This window comes from Acidocella sp. (genome assembly GCF_050253495.1).
Taxonomy (GTDB): Bacteria; Pseudomonadota; Alphaproteobacteria; order Acetobacterales; family Acetobacteraceae; genus Acidocella.
Window position 1 is genome coordinate 1 of sequence record NZ_JBFWIX010000008.1, and the last position, 18,275, is coordinate 18,275.

At 64.4% G+C, this 18,275-nt stretch carries 21 protein-coding genes; 10 read left to right on the plus strand and 11 right to left on the minus strand.

Annotated features, from left to right (window positions below):
* The 5 genes from AB7D48_RS07980 to speE all read left to right on the plus strand — a co-directional run.
* Window positions 1-491: glycine cleavage T C-terminal barrel domain-containing protein (locus AB7D48_RS07980; RefSeq protein ID WP_427977442.1), on the plus strand; the 491-nt coding region annotated here is incomplete at its 5' end.
* A gap of 13 nt (window positions 492-504) precedes the next feature.
* Entirely contained in the window at window positions 505-885 is a 381-nt protein-coding gene (gene gcvH, locus AB7D48_RS07985; RefSeq protein WP_427977444.1) for a glycine cleavage system protein GcvH, read from the plus strand.
* Entirely contained in the window at window positions 882-3,752 is a 2,871-nt protein-coding gene (gene gcvP / locus AB7D48_RS07990; RefSeq protein WP_427977447.1) for an aminomethyl-transferring glycine dehydrogenase, read from the plus strand. Before gcvH ends, gcvP begins: the two co-directional genes overlap by 4 nt.
* A 217-nt stretch (window positions 3,753-3,969) precedes the next feature.
* Window positions 3,970-4,425, plus strand: coding sequence for an adenosylmethionine decarboxylase (speD, locus tag AB7D48_RS07995; protein ID WP_427977450.1), 456 nt, complete (start codon window positions 3,970-3,972; stop codon window positions 4,423-4,425).
* 111 nt (window positions 4,426-4,536) lie between these two features.
* Entirely contained in the window at window positions 4,537-5,403 is an 867-nt protein-coding gene (gene speE, locus AB7D48_RS08000) for a polyamine aminopropyltransferase (RefSeq protein WP_427977452.1), read from the plus strand.
* 67 nt (window positions 5,404-5,470) lie between these two features.
* On the opposite strand, the gene AB7D48_RS08005 is transcribed toward speE, so the two are convergent.
* Window positions 5,471-6,106, minus strand: coding sequence for a DNA-3-methyladenine glycosylase family protein (locus AB7D48_RS08005; protein ID WP_427977454.1), 636 nt, complete (start codon window positions 6,104-6,106; stop codon window positions 5,471-5,473).
* A 636-nt stretch (window positions 6,107-6,742) separates the two neighbouring features.
* Between AB7D48_RS08005 and AB7D48_RS08010 the strand changes: the two genes are divergently transcribed.
* On the plus strand, window positions 6,743-6,973 hold the full coding sequence (locus AB7D48_RS08010) for a hypothetical protein (protein ID WP_427977456.1): 231 nt from the start codon (window positions 6,743-6,745) through the stop codon (window positions 6,971-6,973).
* 10 nt (window positions 6,974-6,983) lie between these two features.
* Here AB7D48_RS08010 and AB7D48_RS08015 read toward each other — a convergent pair whose 3' ends face one another.
* Window positions 6,984-7,628, minus strand: coding sequence for a S24 family peptidase (locus AB7D48_RS08015; RefSeq protein ID WP_427977458.1), 645 nt, complete (start codon window positions 7,626-7,628; stop codon window positions 6,984-6,986).
* A gap of 193 nt (window positions 7,629-7,821) precedes the next feature.
* Between AB7D48_RS08015 and AB7D48_RS08020 the strand changes: the two genes are divergently transcribed.
* Window positions 7,822-8,055, plus strand: a complete 234-nt coding sequence (locus AB7D48_RS08020; protein WP_427977460.1) for a hypothetical protein — start codon at window positions 7,822-7,824, stop codon at window positions 8,053-8,055.
* On the opposite strand, the gene AB7D48_RS08025 is transcribed toward AB7D48_RS08020, so the two are convergent.
* The 7 genes from AB7D48_RS08025 to AB7D48_RS08055 all read right to left on the minus strand — a co-directional run bounded on the left by AB7D48_RS08025 (window position 8,052) and on the right by AB7D48_RS08055 (window position 14,387).
* Entirely contained in the window at window positions 8,052-8,549 is a 498-nt protein-coding gene (locus AB7D48_RS08025) for a DUF4232 domain-containing protein (protein WP_427977463.1), read from the minus strand. The two genes, AB7D48_RS08020 and AB7D48_RS08025, sit on opposite strands and share 4 nt — an antisense overlap.
* A complete protein-coding gene (locus AB7D48_RS08030; protein ID WP_427977466.1) occupies window positions 8,546-9,310 on the minus strand; it encodes an urease accessory protein UreD in 765 nt (254 codons plus the stop codon). Before AB7D48_RS08030 ends, AB7D48_RS08025 begins: the two co-directional genes overlap by 4 nt.
* Window positions 9,307-11,013, minus strand: coding sequence for an urease subunit alpha (gene ureC, locus AB7D48_RS08035; RefSeq protein WP_427977468.1), 1,707 nt, complete (start codon window positions 11,011-11,013; stop codon window positions 9,307-9,309). Before ureC ends, AB7D48_RS08030 begins: the two co-directional genes overlap by 4 nt.
* A 3-nt stretch (window positions 11,014-11,016) precedes the next feature.
* Window positions 11,017-11,703 carry an urease subunit beta gene (locus AB7D48_RS08040; protein WP_427977471.1) on the minus strand — a complete coding sequence of 229 codons (687 nt, stop codon included), beginning with the start codon at window positions 11,701-11,703 and terminating at the stop codon, window positions 11,017-11,019.
* 62 nt (window positions 11,704-11,765) lie between these two features.
* On the minus strand, window positions 11,766-12,446 hold the full coding sequence (locus AB7D48_RS08045) for an urease accessory protein UreF (protein ID WP_427977473.1): 681 nt from the start codon (window positions 12,444-12,446) through the stop codon (window positions 11,766-11,768).
* A complete protein-coding gene (locus AB7D48_RS08050; RefSeq protein WP_427977475.1) occupies window positions 12,443-12,892 on the minus strand; it encodes an urease accessory protein UreE in 450 nt (149 codons plus the stop codon). The genes AB7D48_RS08045 and AB7D48_RS08050 overlap by 4 nt, the downstream gene beginning before the upstream one ends.
* A 1-nt stretch (window position 12,893) precedes the next feature.
* Window positions 12,894-14,387: a leucyl aminopeptidase gene (locus tag AB7D48_RS08055; RefSeq protein ID WP_427977477.1), complete on the minus strand. Its 1,494-nt coding sequence runs from the start codon at window positions 14,385-14,387 to the stop codon at window positions 12,894-12,896.
* An 84-nt stretch (window positions 14,388-14,471) separates the two neighbouring features.
* On the opposite strand from AB7D48_RS08055, the gene cysQ reads away from it, so the two are divergent.
* The 3 genes from cysQ (at window position 14,472) to AB7D48_RS08070 (ending at window position 15,979) form a co-directional block, all read left to right on the plus strand.
* A complete protein-coding gene (gene cysQ, locus AB7D48_RS08060; protein ID WP_427977480.1) occupies window positions 14,472-15,227 on the plus strand; it encodes a 3'(2'),5'-bisphosphate nucleotidase CysQ in 756 nt (251 codons plus the stop codon).
* Window positions 15,228-15,436: 209 nt separating this feature from the next.
* A complete protein-coding gene (locus tag AB7D48_RS08065) occupies window positions 15,437-15,802 on the plus strand; it encodes a hypothetical protein (protein ID WP_427977482.1) in 366 nt (121 codons plus the stop codon).
* Window positions 15,803-15,814: 12 nt separating this feature from the next.
* The gene (locus tag AB7D48_RS08070; RefSeq protein WP_427977485.1) at window positions 15,815-15,979 is read left to right on the plus strand and encodes a hypothetical protein; all 165 of its coding nucleotides are present in this window, start codon (window positions 15,815-15,817) and stop codon (window positions 15,977-15,979) included.
* Between the two features lie 131 nt (window positions 15,980-16,110).
* On the opposite strand, the gene trpA is transcribed toward AB7D48_RS08070, so the two are convergent.
* Both trpA and trpB read right to left on the minus strand, forming a co-directional pair.
* Complete coding sequence (trpA, locus tag AB7D48_RS08075) at window positions 16,111-16,911, minus strand: tryptophan synthase subunit alpha (protein ID WP_427977487.1); 801 nt, start codon at window positions 16,909-16,911, stop codon at window positions 16,111-16,113.
* A complete protein-coding gene (gene trpB, locus AB7D48_RS08080) occupies window positions 16,908-18,125 on the minus strand; it encodes a tryptophan synthase subunit beta (protein WP_427977489.1) in 1,218 nt (405 codons plus the stop codon). The genes trpA and trpB overlap by 4 nt, the downstream gene beginning before the upstream one ends.
* Window positions 18,126-18,275 lie beyond the last annotated feature (150 nt).

Here is an 18,275-nt window from a genome sequence, read left to right on the forward strand (position 1 = left end):
ATGGAACCGCGCTGGCCGAGGCGCTGTTGGCCCGGGGGGCTGTTCCGGCGGGGCTGGGGGCGCGTGATTCATTGCGGCTGGAAGCGGGCCTCTGCCTCTATGGCAACGATATCGACGATACCACCAATCCCGTCGCCGCCGGGCTGGGTTTCGCGCTGTCCAGGAAACGCCTGGCCGGGGGGCATTTCCTGGGCGCCAAGGCGGTGAACGAGGCGCTGGCGGTGGGTCCGGCGCAAAGGCTGGTGGGCATCAGGCTGGAAGGCCGCGCGCCGGCCCGCGCGGGCGCGGGAATATGTCTGCCGGGGGGCGGCGAGGTCGGGTGTGTCACCTCGGGCGTGTTTTCCCCGACGCTGAACGTGCCCATCGCGCTGGGTTATGTCCGCGATGATTGCGCCAGCCCCGGCACCGCGCTTGACCTGATCGTGCGTGGCAAACCGCTTTCCGGGCAGGTGGTGCCCTTGCCCTTCGTTCCTCATCATTATGTCCGCTGAAAGGAAGGCTTTCATGTCCCAGATTTTTTATTCCAAGGATCACGAATGGGTTTGCGTCGGCGCGGACGGGCTGGCCACCATTGGCATCACCGATCATGCTCAGGCCGCGCTGGGCGATATCGTGTTCGTGGAACTGCCGGATATGGGGCGCAATGTCGCCAAGGGCGAGGCCTGCGCGGTGGTGGAAAGCGTGAAGGCGGCGTCCGATGTGTATGCGCCGCTTTCAGGCACGGTGGCGGATGTGAACCAGACCATTCTGGGCGAACCCGCCAAGGTGAACGAGGCCGCCGAGGGCGATGGCTGGTTCTTCAAGCTGCGCCTGGAAAATCCCGCGGCGGTGAGCGAATTGCTGGACCGCGCGGCCTATGACGCGTTTTTGGGGACATTGGCGTGAACGCATTGGCGGAATTGGCGGCGCTTGAGCAGCCGGATGGTTTCGTCGCCCGTCATGTCGGGCCGGACGAGGCGCAGATCGAGGTCATGCTGAAGGTGGTGGGCGCGCCGAGCCTGGAGGGGCTGGTCGCCGAGACCATCCCCGAGAGCATCCGCACCAACGCGGCGCTGGCCTTGCCGGCGGCGGAGGACGAGGCGGCGGTGCTGGCCAGGCTGCGCGGCCTCGCCAGCCGCAATGTGGTGAAGAAATCGCTCATCGGGCTTGGTTATCATGGCACCGTCACCCCGCCGGTCATTCAGCGCAATGTGCTGGAGAATCCGGGCTGGTACACCGCCTACACGCCCTATCAGGCGGAGATTTCCCAAGGCCGGCTGGAAGCCATATTGAACTTTCAGACCATGATCGCCTCGCTCACGGGCATGGAAATCGCCAATGCCTCGCTGCTGGACGAAGCGACGGCGGCGGCGGAAGGGGTGGCCATGGCGCATGCGCTCAGCAAGAGCGGCGGCAAGCTGATCGCCATCGCCCAGGACGTGCATCCGCAGACCCGCGCCGTGATCGCCACCCGTGCCTGGCCGCATGGCTGGGAGATCATCGACGTGGCGCCGGGGGATGTGGCCGGCATCGAGGCCGCCAAGCCCTTCGCGCTGGTGCTGAATTATCCCGGCTCCACCGGGGCGGTGCGCGACCTTTCCGCCGAGATCGAAGCCGCCAAGGCGGTTGGGGCGATGAGCATTGTCTGCGCGGATCTGCTGGCGCTGGCGCTGCTGACCCCGCCGGGTGAGATGGGCGCGGACATCGCCGTGGGCTCCGCCCAGCGTTTTGGCGTGCCGATGGGGTTTGGCGGCCCGCATGCCGGGTTCTTCGCCACGCGGGATGCTTTCAAGCGTTCCATGCCTGGGCGGCTTGTCGGCGTGTCCGTGGATGCCGCCGGGCGGCCGGCCATGCGGCTCGCCTTGCAGACGCGCGAGCAGCATATCCGCCGCGAGAAGGCCACCAGCAATATCTGCACCGCCCAGGTGCTGCTGGCGGTGATGGCTGGGCTTTACGCCGCATGGCATGGGCCGCGGGGGCTGAAGGTCATCGCCCGCCGGGTGAATTTGCAGGCGCGGCTGCTGGCCGAGGCGGCGCGCAAGGCGGGATTTGGCCTGCGTCACGCGGCGTTCTTCGACACGCTGGCGATTGAGGCGGGGGCCAAGGCCGGGGCACTGTGCCAGGCGGCGGAACAAGCAGGGTTCAATCTGCGCCGGATCGATGCCACGGGCATCGGCATCGCGCTGGACGAAACCGTGACGCGGGCCGAGCTTGAGGCCCTGGCCAAGCTCTTCGGGGTGAGTCTGGCCGAGGCGCGGGAGTCGATTCCCGCCGCGCTGGTCCGCCAGAGCGGGTTCTGCGCCGAGGAGGTGTTCAGCGCCCATCGCTCCGAACATCTGATGCTGCGTTATCTCAAGCGGCTGGAGGATAAGGATGTGGCGCTCAACCGCTCCATGATCCCGCTGGGCTCCTGCACGATGAAACTCAACGCCGCCGTGGAGATGGCGGCGATCACCTGGCCGGAATTCGCCGATCTCCACCCCTTCGCGCCGGAGAGTCAGACCCGGGGCTTCAAGCAGCTCGTCGACGAGCTGGCGGCCCTGCTTTGTGAGGTGACGGGGTTCGCGGCGGTGTCCTTGCAGCCCAATTCTGGCGCGCAGGGTGAATATTCCGGGCTGCTGGCCATTCGCGCCTTCCATGAGGCGCGGGGCGAGGGAGAGCGGACGATCTGCCTGATCCCCGCTTCCGCCCATGGCACCAACCCGGCCTCCGCCGCCATGGCGGGCTACAAGGTCGTGGTGGTGGCCTGCGACAGGCTGGGCAATGTGGACGTGGCGGACCTGCACAAGAAGATCGAGGAGCATGGCGAGCGCCTGGCGGCCTTGATGATCACCTACCCCAGCACCCATGGCGTGTATGAGACGGCGATCCGCGACATCTGCCAGGCCGTGCACGCGGCGGGCGGGCAAGTTTACATGGATGGCGCCAATATGAACGCCCAGGTGGGGCTGACCAGCCCTGCCAATATTGGCGCGGATGTCTGCCATTTGAACCTGCATAAGACCTTCTGCATTCCGCATGGCGGCGGCGGACCGGGCGTGGGGCCCATCGGCGTGGCCGCGCATCTGGCGCCGCATCTGCCCACCCATCCATTCCGCGCCGATGCCGGGCCCGCCACCGGCTATGGCCCGGTTGCGGCGGCGCCTTTCGGTTCGGCGCTGATTTTGCCCATTCCCTATGCCTATATCCGGCTGATGGGCCCGGAGGGCATCACCCAGGCCACCAAAATCGCCATTTTGAACGCCAATTACGTCGCCGCGCGGCTGCGGGGGGCTTATCCCATCCTGTATCGCGGCGAACGGGGGCGCGTGGCGCATGAATGCATTGTCGATTGCCGGGGATTTGCCGCCAGTTCCGGCGTGCAGGTGGAGGATATCGCCAAGCGCCTGGCCGATTATGGTTTCCATGCGCCCACAATGTCCTGGCCCGTGGCGGGAACCTTGATGATCGAACCCACGGAGAGCGAGGATCAGGGGGAGCTGGATCGCTTTTGCGACGCGCTGCTGAGCATCGCCGGGGAGATTGCCTTGATCGCCTCCGGCGACTGGCCCAAGGACGACAATCCGCTGAAGAATGCCCCCCATACCGCCGCCGAGGCGATGGGCGAGGCGTGGGCGCACGCCTATTCGCGCCAGGTCGCGGCCTTCCCGTTGCCTTACGTGGCGGCGCGAAAATACTGGCCGCCCGTCAAGCGGGTGGACAATGTGTATGGCGACCGCAACCTTGTCTGCTCCTGCGCGCCGCTGGAAGCCTACCAGGACGCGCCAGGGTAACAAAAATCGCCAGCCCTGATCTTGAAGCTTTCATGAAGAGCGGCGGCGGGGGCGAGGGCCGCTTGGGGGGCGCGCGGCGCTGAAAAATTTCAAGGTTTGTACAAAAATATCACTTGCATCCAGGGGGGGATGGCCTCATAAGCCCCCCCCACTGGCCCAGGGGGGCGCGGCGCGGTGCCGTGTTCTACAGGCTGTCTACTAGTTGAGGGGGTTCGCAATGAACGCACTTGCCCGACTGGGGATGGTCTCGGAGTCTCCGAGCGAAAACCAGACGATTTCTCCGCTCTCCCAGGAGCCGCAGAAGGATTATTACGTCGAGAAAGACGGCGTGAAATATGCCGGTATGCACCTGATCATCGATTTGTGGGGCGCGTCCAATCTGGACAGCCCGGACCTGATCGACCAGACGCTGTGCGATGGCGCGCGCGCCGCCGGGGCCACGATTCTGCACCACCATTTCCATCATTTCGAGCCGAATGGCGGTGTTTCCGGCGTCGTGGTGCTGGCGGAAAGCCATATTTCCATCCATAGCTGGCCAGAGCGCGATTTTGCCGCCCTGGATGTGTTCATGTGCGGTTGCTGTGATCCGTACAAGCTGATCCCCTTCCTGAAGGAAGCGTTCAGCCCCAGCCATATTCAGATCAATGAGCAGAAGCGCGGCCTGATCGCGTAATGCCCGGCGGCGGTGCCGCCTTGCCCGATCTTTCCCGCAATATTTTAATCTGGCCTGTTGGCTGGAGGGGCTAGCGCCTCCAGCCTCGGCCCGGACAGAAGAGGTGTGCCCATGGCCGAGACCTGGTTGAACGAGACACTTTATCCCGATTGGGGCCAGCGCTTCAAAACCGCGCGCGAACTGGCGCGGGTGAAAAGCGCGTTTCAGGACATTGGAGTTTTTGAAACCACCAGCCATGGCCGGGTGCTGACGCTGGATGGCGTGATCCAGATCACCGAGCGCGACGAGTTCGTCTATCAGGAAATGCTCGTCCATGTGCCGCTGCTGGCGCATGGCAACGCCAAGGATGTGCTGATCATCGGCGCGGGCGATGGCGGTGTGCTGAAGCACGTGCTGATGCATAAAGGTGTCGAGCGCGCGGTGATGGCGGAAATCGACGGTGAGGTCATCCGTCTCTCCAAGGAGTTCCTGCCCGGCATTGGCGGCGATGCCTGGACCAGCCCGCGCGCCGAGGTGATCGTGGGCGATGGCATCGATTTCGTGAAGAAGGCGCCAACAGGATCCTTCGATGTGATCATCGTGGACTCCACGGATCCGATCGGTGTGGGCGAGGTTCTGTTCACGGACGATTTTTATGAGCACGCCGCGCGTATCCTGCGCGATGACGGGTTGATCGTGAATCAATGTGGCGTGCCCTTCATGCAGGCGGATGAGCTGTATGAAACCTCCGTGCGGCGGAAGAAATTCTTCCCCTTCGTCTCGGCTTATGTCGCGGCGGTGCCGACCTATGTGGGCGGGTATATGACGCTGGGCTGGGCGGGCAAGGATCCGAAGCAGACGGAAGTGAGCGTCGAGGAGATCGCCAAGCGCGCCGAGGCGGCTGGCGGGATCGCGGAAAAGAGCGAATATTGGAGTCCGCGCGTGCATGTGGCGAGCTTCTGGCTGCCGCCTTACATTGCCAAGCACCTGCCCAGGTAACGCGGGCCGGTTACAGATTGCCTGGGCCCGGCTCATGTTTCAAAGGGCCGTGCCCAGGCCGCTGATGTTACGCTTTGCTCAGCCTCGCGCTGGGCGTTTTCATTTCATCCGCCACGCGCCACAGATAACGCGAGGCCAGGGTACGGTAAGGCGCATAAGCCTCGCCGATCTGCCCGAAGGCTTTCGGCTTTGGCTGCGCCTCCAGCCCATGCAGCAGGCGGTAGCCTTCGCGCACGCCAAAATCATCCACCGGAAACACATCCTGGCGGCCTAGCGTGAAGATCAGCAGCATCTCCACCGTCCAGCGGCCAACGCCGCGAATGGAGGTCAGGCGGTCTATCAATATGTCGTCGGACAAACGCCGTGCCCGCGCTCGGCTGGGAATTGTGCCATCGCCCGCCTTGGCCGCCACATCGCGGATCGCCGCCATTTTGGACGCGGAAAAGCCGCAGGCGCGCAATGGGTCGTCCGGCATGGCCAAAAGCGCTTCAGGGGCGGGAAACTCACCGCCGCCGATGGTTTTCAACCGCCCTAAAATCGCCAGGGCGGCATTGGCGTGGAGCTGCTGGTGCGCAATGGCGGAGAGCAGCGCGTGATAAAGTTCCGTATGTTCAGGCCGGGCGCGTTTGAGCGGTCCGAGCCGTTTGATCGCGGCGCCCAGATGGGGATCGGCCTTGGCGAGATGCAGGGCGGGAGCGTCCATATCTCATTCTCGCAGCCGCCATCCGGGCGGGCAAGTGTGTCAGGGCTTGGGAGCCGTCTGCGTCTGGGGCTTGGGGGCTGTCTGGGGCTTGCTGGGCGCCGGTTTCATGCCGCCGGAAGTTGCCTTGTGCGGGCTGGAAACATGCTGCGCCGTGTTGTGCGGCGGGGTTTTCTTATGCGCCGCCGTTGTATGATGCTCTGTTTGTGTATGGTGGGTTTCGCTCTTCTTCGTCATCGGCCGATGCGTGGGCGCTGTGTGAGACTGTTGCTGGTTGGAGGGGGCTTGCTGCTGAGCCTGAGCAAAGCCTGCAAGGCCGAGGGCCAATGCGCAACCCAGAGTCAGTAAGCGCGGGGCTTTGCGGGGGAGTGCAACCATGTTTGAGAATCCTTCTTTTACTTCACGGGCCTGCCTATCCGGGCGGGCCGGACATCAGACTTAGGAGAAAGCTGTGTCCTAAATGCGGTGGCGAATGTTGCTTTGTATTACATGGCCGCATGGTCGCCGCCGCAATGGCGCCGCAAACTTCCCGCATAAATCCAGCGATCAGGGCAATTTGCCGACTGGAACATGACGTTGGAACATGTGGTTCAACATTCCGGACATATGCCGTGGACGCGCCAGAGGATCCTCATGATGATGAAAATAACCTCATTCAAGCCGCGGATAACGCCGCGTGTCATTGTGCTGCTGAGCCTGGCGGCCACCAGCCTCGCGGGATGTGTCTATTATCCGTCGGGTTACGGATATGGTTACGGCCCAGGTTATTATGCCGCCCCCGCCGTGGTGGTGCAGCCCGCGCCGGTCATGGTGGGTGGCTGGTGGGGGTGGGGTGGTGGCTGGGGCGGCGGCCATGGCCACTGGCGCTGATGGCGGATGACTACTGGCTGGCCCAGATGATCCGGTGCATCCATAAGACATCCTTGACCGGGAAGCGCAATTCCGGAAATTCCGGGTTCAGGCTGCCCAGTTCCACCCGCCCCGCCGTGCGCCGCAAAAGCTGCTTGGCCATGACCGCGCCGTCCCGGATGCGGGTCACCACCCTGTCGCCCTGGCGGATGGGCGCGGCGGGAGAGACGATGACCGTGTCGCCGGGGCGATAGACCGGCAGCATCGAATCGCCGGTGATGCTGAGGGCATAAGCATTCGCGTCGGCCACGCTGGGCAATTCCACATCGTCCCAGCCGGCTCCGGCGGGGTAGCCGCCATCGTCGAAAAAACCCTCAGCGCCGGCCTGCGCCATGCCGATGAGCGGCAGCCTGTACCGGCCTTTCAGCCGTGCTTCCGGGATGGCGCGGGCGCCATTCACCAAAGCCGCGAAATCTTCCAGCTTGGTGCCGGTCGTGGTCAGGATTTTCGAAATGCTTTCCGTCGAGGGCCAGCGCAGTTTACCGCCCCCGGCATGGCGCTTGGACGGGTTGAAGCTGGTTGGGTCGAGCCCGGCCTGACGCGCGAGAGCGGACGGAGAGAGCCCGCGCTCCGCCGCCAGAGTATCGATCGCCCGCCAAATTTCATCATGTCGCATGGGTGACCAAGTGAATCCCGTAAGTTCAGAAGCCTATGTGGAGTTCTTGGCGGAAAAAAGGCAAAATAGGAATTTTGTCCGAATTTTCTGCAAAAAATTTTGCTTGGGGTCATGTTTGTTCTTGTTTTGTTCCTAAAATAGGAATAGAAACCTAAGCACAACTTTAAGTAATCATGAAAGGATATTTAACTCCATGTCGTTCACGTTGCGCAATCTTTCCGTGCTCGCCTATGCCAACGGTTTCACCCTCTGGCATTACAAGGCCGGTAAGGATCATCTGGCCGAGGCGGTGAATCCCGGCTACTTCGCCGATGCCGCGGACCTGATGGCGGAAGGGGACATGGTGATGCTCTCCGCCGCCGAAGGGGGGCGCCTCGCCAGCGTCGCCGGGGAGGGGCGGCGGATTACGCTATGCCCCGTGGTCTAATCCGGAAGCGTGGGGTCCGTGGCCAGTGGCGCTTGCGCGACCCGCGCGGGCTCGCCAGCCGGACCGCAGATTGTCGCCACCAGCCCCTGCGCCGCCTGCCCGCCAGGCCAACTGACCGAGAGGCTGGTCACGCGCGGGCAGGCGCTGTCATCGAAAACCGGAGAGGAAACCCAGCGGAGCGCGGCGGTGGCCTCGGCACCCACGGCAAGACGAGGTGAGGGCGATGTGCCTTGCGGCCGCGTCTCGATCGTCAGCACTTGCTGCCCGGAAGTCCAAAAGACGAGCTTGGGAAAAGCCGGCAGGGTGCAAGGGGTGGGGCCAAGATTGCGCAGCACCAGCAGCGTGCCGGAATGCGACATGCCATCGAAATTGCCATTTTCGGAATCGAAGCCCAGGGAGAGTTGCGCCTGCTGGCAGACCGGCAGGGGCGCGGCCAGGGCGGGATGAGCCAATGCCAGACAGGACGCCACACATGCGACGACATACCGGATCATATCATATCTCCCTTCAGGCAAGTCTGCTCCAACCATGCCTGCGTCTGTGCCATGGCTTCGCTCAGGGCGCCGCCATTCCTGGCCGCGAGTGCGAGGGTGAAGCCGGTTTCCCCAGGCAGCCGGGTGAACCCGGCCAGGATGCAACCTTGCCCGGAAAACGAAGGCTGCCCGCCCTCCTGTTCCGGCGGCAAGCCCAGACACCAGATTTTGCCGAAAGCGGTGAAGGGCGCGTGTTCCATGCCCTGCGCGTTCATGCGCTCGCCCGCCAGCAAGCGCCCTTCGGGAGCGCGGATGCTGACGCGGGACGCAAGGCGCCAGTCTGGCGCTTCGCCATGTGGGCTATGGCTGAGAAAACCGTCCCAGACTATCACGCGCGCGCCGGGGGATAGCCTGATCTCCCAATCTTGGATCAAGGCCGCGCCGGGCAGCATGATCAGCGGCCGGGCTTCATAAATCAGGCTGGCACCGGCCTGGACTTCGAGCTTGATGCTTTGCCGGGCCGGGCCGGCCTCAACCTTGCGGCGCACGGTGGTGGCGGCGGGCTGCACCAGCCGGGCGCGGGCACCGGCGCGCAGGCGAATATGCTGGGCCACCTGCTCGCCGCCATACAGCCCGCCCGAGATGGATTGCAGCGTGAGCGATGCCGTGCCGTTGGGCCGTGCGATGGGGGCGGTGATGCTGTAAGGATATGCCGACCTGCGTTGCGCAAGCAGGGTGCGCCCCGCCCCATTGGGCGCGAAACACAGTTCGAGCTGTGTCATCGCAGCATATAGCTGCGACTTAGCGGCACCTGCCTGGCGGGCTCGCCCGCCAGCAATCTTCCATCCGCGCGGACCTCGAATGTTTCACTATCCACCTCGATCTTTGGCAAGGCGTCATTATGCAGCATGTGCGTCTTGCCGAGATGGCGGGTGACGCCGATGGGCAGGAAGGCTTTTTGCACACCCAGCTTGCGTTGCCGGTCCGCCTCGATGGCAAGCCGGGAGACGAAGGTGACGCCGAGCTTCGCGGGCGAAGCTCCCTTGCTGCCCCACATCGGGCGCTGGATATTCGGTTCGCTATCCATCATGGAGCCATTGCCATCGCCGCATGTGGCCCAGACGATGAAGCCGCTCTTCATCACCCCCCGGGGCTTGATGCCGAAGCTGGCGCGCGGCCAGAACACCAGATCCGCCATGCGCCCGGGCTGGATGGAGCCGACATGCGCATCGATCCCCGCCGCGATGGCCGGGTTGATGGTGAGCTTGGCGAGATAGCGCTTGATGCGCTCATTATCCGCCCGCGCGGTTGCCTCCTCCGGCAAACGGCCCAGGCGTTTTTTCATCACGCTGGCAAGCTGCCAGCATTTGGCGACGTTTTCCGCCAGGCGTCCCATGCCCTGGCTGTCGGTCGAGAAAATGGAAATCGCCCCCATATCGTGCAGCAGATCCTCCGCCGCCATGGTTTGCGGGCGCACGCGCGATTCCGCGAAGGCGAGGTCTTCGGCCAGGCGCCAGTTCATCGCATGCGCCAGCATGGTCATCGGCAGCCCTTCATTCAGCGCATAGGCGGTGAAGGGGTTGGTGGGGTTGGTGGAACCGGGCACCACGTTGGCAAGACCGTTGACGCGCAGCAGGTCCGGCGCGTGCCCGCCGCCAGCGCCCTCCGTATGGAACATATGGATGGAGCGGCCATCGATGGCGCGGATCGTATCCTCGCAGAAACCAAATTCGTTGATCGTGTCCGTGTGCAGGCACACGCTGAAATCATGACGGTCGGCGGCGGTCAGGCAACCATCGATCACCGCGCCCGACGCGCCGAAATCCTCATGGATCTTCACGCCCAGCGCGCCGCCGGACACGCTCTCCTCCACCGCTCCGGGGTCGGAACAACCGCGCCCCAGAAAACCGAAATTCAACGGCGAGAACTCCGCCGCCTGGATGATCTGCCCGAGAATCTCAGGCCCCGAGCAGGAGACATCGAAATACGGCCCCGGCGACATGCCGATCATGGTGGTGGTGCCGCCCGCCAGCGCATGCTCGCTCTGCTGCGGGCAGAGGAAATGCGCGTGGCTTTCAATGGCGCCGGCGGTGACGATGTAATGTTCGGCATGATGCACGGCGGTGTTGGGGCCGGTGCGAAGCTGCGGATGAACCCCCGCCATGATGTCCGGATTCCCCGCCTTGCCGATGCCGGCAATCCGTCCATCGCGGATGCCGATATCGCCCTTCACGACGCCGAGCACGGGGTCGAGGATGGTGGCGTTCTGCACCACCGCGTCCAGCGCGCCACTGGCACGGGTGCCGGTGGTCTGGAAACCTTCGCCATCGCGCATCGCCTTGCCGGCACCCGTGGTCAGCTCGTCGCCATAAACCGTGTAATCATGCTCAATTTCGGCGAGCAACCCGGTATCGCCCAGGCGCACCATGTCGCCCTTGGTGGGGCCGAAGGTGGCGGCATAATCGGCGCGTGTCATCTTCACCATGGCTCAGGCTCCCTTATAGCCGCGTCTACGGGCCGCTTCGAGTGCCGCCGCCGCGATCTCCGGATCATCCAGCCGCCCGCGCGTGAGCCCGCCCTGGCCATGAACGATCCGGTCTCCCGCCATTGCCACCAGCGTAACCTTGCGGGAAATGCCAGGCTCAAAGCGCACGCCGGAACCCGAGGCGACATCCAGCCGGAACCCGAAGGCGGCACGCCGGTCGAACTGCAAGGCAGGATTGGTTTCAAAGAAATGTGCGTGGCTGCGCACCTGGATGTCGCGGTCGCCCGTGTTCAACACATCGATCTCCACGCGCTCGCGGCCTTCATTCAGCTCGATCTCGCCGTCCGCCGCGATAATGCCACCGGGACTCTCTCCATCCTCCGCGCCATCCGAGATGGGGCGGAAGACGATCACCAGCTTGGTGCCTTCGGGAAAACTCGCCTCCACGGCGACGAATTCAGCAAGTGTCGGCACGCCGGGCTCGACATCGGCTTGTGTCAGCAGCGTCGCCGCCATGTTCACGATGTCTTCATAGGCTTGTCCGCACCGCGCGGCGAGGAGCATTTCATCCGCGATCAGCGCCACCGCCTCCGGGTGGGACAGTTTCACACCGCGCGCCTTCAATCTTCGCGCATGTTCGGCCGCCGTGAAAATAACCAGACGTTCAAGCTCGGTGGGAGAGAGGTTCATCGCGGCCTCCAAAAATGACTAAAGGTTTTTGGCGCGGCTTTTTTCAAAAAGCGGCAAAAAGCCTAATTCGAAAAAAGCTGCTGTTCCTGGAACGGGTGGCGCATCATCGCGATATCCGTCAGCGGCGTGAAACTGCCGATATCATCCACCGGCGGAATCGGTGCCGCCAGCAAGTCCGCAAGCTGAGGCTGAATTTTTTGCAACGCGGCCTGTGCGTCCAGCGCGCCGATGATCCCCAGTCGCACCGCCGCCGAGCCGAGGGACTGCGCGGTGGAATGGGCGCAAACCGCCAGCGCCGTCGTCAGGTCCAGCCCGGCGCCCGCCAGCACCAGCCCCGTCACCACCGGCAGATGGCCGGGGGTTTTTCCCGCCATGACCAATGCCCGGTATTGCGCTGCTCCCGGCGTGCCGAGCCGCGCATGGGTGCCGAGCAAGGCGGTCCCGGCGCGGCGTGAGCCTTCCCGCGCGGCGGCGGCGATGGCAAGCGCCTCCGTCAGCTCATCCAACTCCATCAATGCCGCATGATCCCGCCAGGATTGAAACGCGTGCGCCACCAGGGGGCGGTCATGCGGCGCCCAGCGATGTTCCATCTGCCCGGCCAGAAAGGCTTCCCAGTCCGAGCGGGTCAGCAGCCCGTCCGCCGCGAGGCTCTCCACCCCCCAGGAAAAGGCGAACCCGCCAGAGGGGAATTGCCCGTCGGCGAATTGCAGCCCGCGCAGCAGGGCCAGGGTGTTGGCGCTCATCCCAGTATCTTCACCTTGCCCTCGTGCTCAAGCTCATGCAGCCGGGCGAGGTAGGTCTCGCGCGGATGGTCCACCGCCACCAGCAGGCAATCCTCCTCGAAACGCACGCGCCAATGCAGGTTGCCCGCCATGTAGCCAAGCTCCAGGCCGCCACCGTTTTGCGGTTGCAGCTTCAGCCAGTCCTGCGCGCCCACCTTCAGCACCACGGCGGTGCGGTCTGTCAGGTGCAATACCGCCCCGTCAGTCAGGGCAACATCGCGCGGCAGCGCCACGAAGCAGGCCGTGCCATGGTCGGTCCGTGCGTGGAAGCGCCGGCGCGGAAGATCCTCCGCGCTCACCACCAGCGTTTCCACATGCCCGCCATGATGGCCAAGATCGTGAAGTTTCCTGGCCAGGCTGGCTTCGTTCCGGTCGCCCAGGATTTTGTCGAGCAGCAATTCGGACATTTCAGCCCTCAAACCCACGCGCGAAATTGTCCAGCAGCCGCACGCCGAAGGCCGTGGCGCCCTTCGGATTCACCCCCGCATCCTTGGCACCCCAGGCCATGCCCGCGATGTCCAGATGCGCCCAGGGCGTGCCATTCACGAAACGTTGCAGGAATTGCGCGGCGGTGATGGAGCCGCCCGCGCGCCCACCGCCGATATTCTTCACATCGGCGATGGCGGAATCCAGCTCTTTATCGTAAGCCTCGCCTTCCTTGGCGAGCGGCATGCGCCAGAGCTTTTCGCCCACCGCCTCGCCGGAGTCGACGAGCTTGCCCACCAGCTCGTCGCTGTTGGAGAAGAGCCCGGCATATTCATGCCCCAGCCCGACAATGATGGCGCCGGTCAGCGTGGCCAAATTCACCATGAATTTCGGCGCGAAACGCTCCTGCGCGTAATAGAGCACATCCGCCAGCACCAGCCGCCCCTCGGCGTCGGTGTTGAGAATTTCAACGGTCTTGCCCGCATAGCTTTTCACCACGTCGCCAGGGCGGGTGGCGGAACCGGAGGGCATGTTCTCCACCAGCCCCACCAGGCCGATCGCATCCACCTTGGCCTTGCGCCCGGCCAGCGCCGCCATCAGGCCCGAGACCGTGCCGGCACCGGCCATGTCCCACTTCATGTCCTCCATGCCCGCGGCGGGCTTCAGCGAGATGCCGCCCGTGTCGAAGGTGACGCCCTTGCCCACGAACACCAGCGGGTCCCTTGGCTTCTTCGCCTTTTTGTCATCGCCATGGCCGCAGGCACCCAGCCACTGCATCACCACCATGCGCGGCTCGCGCACGCTGCCCTGGCTCACGGAGAGCATGGTGCCAAAGCCCAGCTTCTCCAGCTCTTTCTGGCCGAACACCTCGACCTTCACGCCCAGCTTTTTGAGCCCTTCCAGCCTTTCGGCGAACTCCGCCGGGTAAAGCTGGTTGGCGGGCTCAGTCACCAGATCGCGGGTGAACTCCACGCCCTTCGCCACCGCCTCGGCGCTCTCCCAGGCGGTTTCGGCCTCTTTCGGCGAGGCGGTGAGCAGTTTCAGCTTTTTCAGCTTGGCTTTCTCTTCCGGCTTCTGGGTGGTGCGGTATTTGTCGAACTTATAGCCGCGCAGCCGCGCCCCCAGGCCGATTTCCGCCGCCTCTTTCGAGGTGAAGCCATGGGTGAGAATCGCCGCTTCGCTCTCTTTGCCCAGCGCGCTGACAATGGCCGCGCCCAGCAATAACGCGCGGCGGGGGGCGTCTTCCTTGCCCGCGCCGGTCAGCACCACGCGCTTATAGGGGCCGGCATGATAGATGTTCAGACTCTGCCCGGCCTTGCCCTTGAATTCCGCCGCCTGCATTGCCTGGCTCAGCGTGCCGCCGAGCGTTTCATCCAACATGGCGGCCTCGCCGGTCAAAGGCAGCTCCTCGCCCACCGGCAGAACCAGCACCCCATCCTTCGGCAGCGCCAGTTTTCCGAACAAAATCTCGACCATGCGTTCACTCCGTCATCTGCTGGTCACAACCATATCACCGCCTTACGTCTTGGCCAGCCGGAAGGGTGGGTCTACAGACGAGCCATGCAGGAGTTTCTTACCCTCGCCGTGCGTCTGGCCGAGGAAGCCGCCAGCGCCATCAGAACCATCCGCGCGGCGGGTTTCACCGTCGAGACCAAATCCGACTCCACCCCGGTGACGCTGGCGGACCGTCAGGCCGAGGCGCTGATCACCGCCGGGCTGCGCGCCGCCATGCCGGATATTCAGGTGGTGGCGGAGGAAGAGGTTGCCGCCGGGCGCATCGCCGCGCCCAGCGGGCGTTACTGGCTGGTGGATCCTCTGGATGGCACACGGGAATTCGCCGCCGGGCGGGATGAATTCGCCGTCTGTGTCGGGCTCATCGAGAAAGGCGCGCCGGTGGTGGGCGCGGTGGCGTCTCCGGCTTTTCACGAGCTGCATTTCGGCGCGGTGGGGCAGGGGGCTTGGCGCCGCCGGGGGAACATGGACGAAAAAATCGCCGTGCGCCGCGCTCCGCCGGAAGGGCTCACCGTGTTTGCCTCCCGCCATTACCGGGATGCGCCGGAGTTGAAGGACTGCCTCGCGCAATATCGGGTGGCGCGTCTCGTCAATATTGGTTCGGCGCTGAAATTCCTGAGGCTGGCGGAAGGGGCCGCGGATTTCTACCCGCGCCTGGGCCGCACCATGGAATGGGATACGGCGGCTCCGCAAGCGGTGCTGGAAGCCGCGGGCGGCACGGTGCTGACCATGGCGGGCACCCCTTTGCGCTATGGCAAGCCAGGCTGGGAGAACCCGGATTTCTTTGCCCGGGGGCTGCTTTAATCCCGCCCTAATGCAGCCACCTCATCGACCCTATATAGGCTGTATGAAACCTGTATTATTTGCTCCCGTGCTGCTTGCCGCGACGCTGACGGGCTGTGTCTACGGCCCGTCCGGTTATGGCTATGGCGGGTATTCTTCCGGCTATTACGCTCCCGCGGGCGGATATTATTATGGCGCCCCCAGCACGACCTTGGTGATTGGCGGCTGGCATGGCGGTGGCGGCGGTCCGCCCCCTGGCGGCTGGCATGGTGGCGGTGGCCCGCCTCCCGGTGGCGGCGGTCATGGTGGTGGCGGTCCGCCTCCCGGTGGTGGCGGTCATGGTGGTGGCGGTCCGCCTCCCGGTGGTGGCGGTCATGGTGGCGGCGGTTCGCCACCCGGTGGCGGCGGTCATGGTGGAGGTGGTTCGCCTCCCGGTGGCGGCGGTCATGGTGGTGGCGGCGGTTCGCCCCCCGGTGGCGGCGGCCGTGGTGGCGGCGGACCCGGCATGCATCCTTGACCCTGTGGATGACACCGCGCCATTGTGCCAGCGCGCAGCGCTTCTCGGGTCGTCCGCAAGGCGGCCCTGCCTTACTTGAAGGAAATCGATCATGACCCGCGGGCGTTTCGTGGCGGTGTTGCTTCTGCTGACGGGGCTGTCGGGCTGCGTCATGTATGGCCGGGCGGGTGGGCCCGAAGGCCAGCCTTATCGCTATGGCGCGGCTGCCTTGCCGCCGGGACAGAATCCGCCGCCCGCGCAAAACCCAGGGCAATGAAAGAGGCGCCTGGGAAAAAAGCACCTGAGAAAAAAGCACCTGGGCGAGGCGTGCGGGGAATGAAGGGCCAGCTTGAGCCTGACTCAGGCTCAAGGCAAATCTAAGCTGGCGGGTGCGGGCGCGCCGGGGTTTTAGGCGGCCTGGGGCGCCCCCTTCACCCCCTCGGACAGGGCTCTGACATCGCGCAGCACCGCCTCGGCATTTTCCTTGCACAATGTGTCGATCAGCGCCGAGGCGACGATCGCGGCGTCCGCGTGCGCCACCACGGTGGCGGCCTGTTCGGGGGTGCGCACGCCAAAGCCGACGGCGATCGGCAGATCCGTTGCCGCGCGGATGCGTGGAATATCCCGCGCCAGATCCGCGGCCGTGGCCGTGCGGGTGCCCGTGATACCGGTGATGGAGACGTAATAGACAAAGCCGGAAGACCCCGCGAGCACCTGTTTCAGCCGTGCATCCGAGGTGGTGGGGGCGATGAGACGGATGATGTCCAGACCGTTGGCCGTGGCTTCCGGCAGCATCAGATCCGCCTCCTCGGGGGGAAGATCGACGATGATCAGCCCGTCCACCCCCGCCTCCGCGGCATCCTTGCAGAAGGCTTTCACACCGTGCGAGAGGATGGGATTCAGATATCCCATCAGCACCAGCGGGGTGTGGTCATTGTCCACGCGGAATTCGCGCACCAGCCCCAGCACCCCCTTCAGCGTGGCCCCGGCCAGCAATCCACGCCGCCCCGCGGCTTGAATCGTGGGGCCATCGGCCATCGGGTCGGTGAAGGGCATGCCGATCTCAATGATGTCCGCTCCATTCTCCGCCATGCCCTTCAGCAGGGTCAGGGAGGTGGCGCGGTCGGGGTCGTAGGCTTCCACGAAGGGAATCAGCGCGCCGTTTCCTTTCCGGCGCAAGGTGGCGAACACGCCAGCGATGCGGCTCATAGCTCGGTTCCCAAATATTTGGCGACGGAGAAAATATCCTTGTCTCCCCGGCCGGAGAGATTCATCAGAATGATCTCTTCCTTGCTCATCTTCGGGGCGATTTTAAGAACATGCGCGATGGCGTGAGCGGATTCCAGCGCCGGGATGATCCCTTCCAGTTTCGAGCAAAGCTGGAACGCCTCCAGCGCCTCGTCATCCGTCACCCCGACATATTCGACACGCTTGATGTCGTGCAGCCAGCTATGTTCGGGTCCGATGCCGGGATAATCCAGCCCGGCGGAGATGGAATGCGCTTCCAGGATCTGCCCGTCGTCGTCCTGTAGCAGATAGGTGCGGTTGCCATGCAGCACGCCGGGGCGGCCGCGATTGAGGCTGGCGGCATGCTCATGCGTGTCCATGCCCTTGCCCGCCGCTTCCACGCCAACGAGCTTGACCGCCGCCTCGTCCAGAAAAGGATGAAATAGCCCAATGGCGTTGGAGCCGCCGCCGACGGCCGCCACGGCCACGTCCGGCAAGCGGCCCTCGGCCTCCATCAGTTGGGCGCGCGCCTCATTGCCGATGACGCATTGGAAATCGCGGACCAGTTCGGGGTAGGGGTGCGGCCCGGCGGCGGTGCCGATGATGTAGAATGTGTCGCGCACATTCGCCACCCAGTCGCGCAGCGCGTCGTTCATCGCGTCTTTCAGCGTGGCGGCACCCGAGGAGACGGGCACCACCTCCGCGCCCAGTAGCTTCATGCGAAAGACGTTCGGCTTCTGCCGCTCAACGTCCGTGGCTCCCATGTAAACGGTGCAAGGCAGGCCAAAGAGCGCACAGACCGTGGCGGTGGCGACGCCATGCTGCCCCGCGCCGGTTTCCGCGATGATGCGGGTCTTGCCCATGCGCTTGGCCAGCAGAATCTGACCGACGCAATTATTGATCTTGTGCGCGCCGGTATGGTTCAGCTCCTCGCGCTTGAAATAGATCTTCGCCCCTCCGAGGTGATCGCTCAGCCGTTGCGCATGCCAGAGCGGACTCGGCCGCCCGACATAATGCTTGAGGTAATAATCAAGCTCGGACTGGAATTGCGGGTCGGCCTTGGCGGCGCGGTAGGCGTCTTCCAGCTCCAGAATCAGCGGCATCAGCGTTTCGGCGACAAAGCGGCCGCCAAATTCGCCGAAGCGGCCGCGCGCATCCGGCCAGGCGCGCAGGCTGTTGGGGGTGAGGTCGTTCATCCCGCGTTTCTAGCGCAGCGACGCGGCGGGATAAAGCAGCGCGAGAGGCTGCATGCGGAAGTTTCAGCCTCCCGGCCGGCCGGAATTCGCGAAGTCGTGAGTCGCCTGGATGTTTTCGTGCTTGATCGAAAAGGTCGATCACGCTACCAA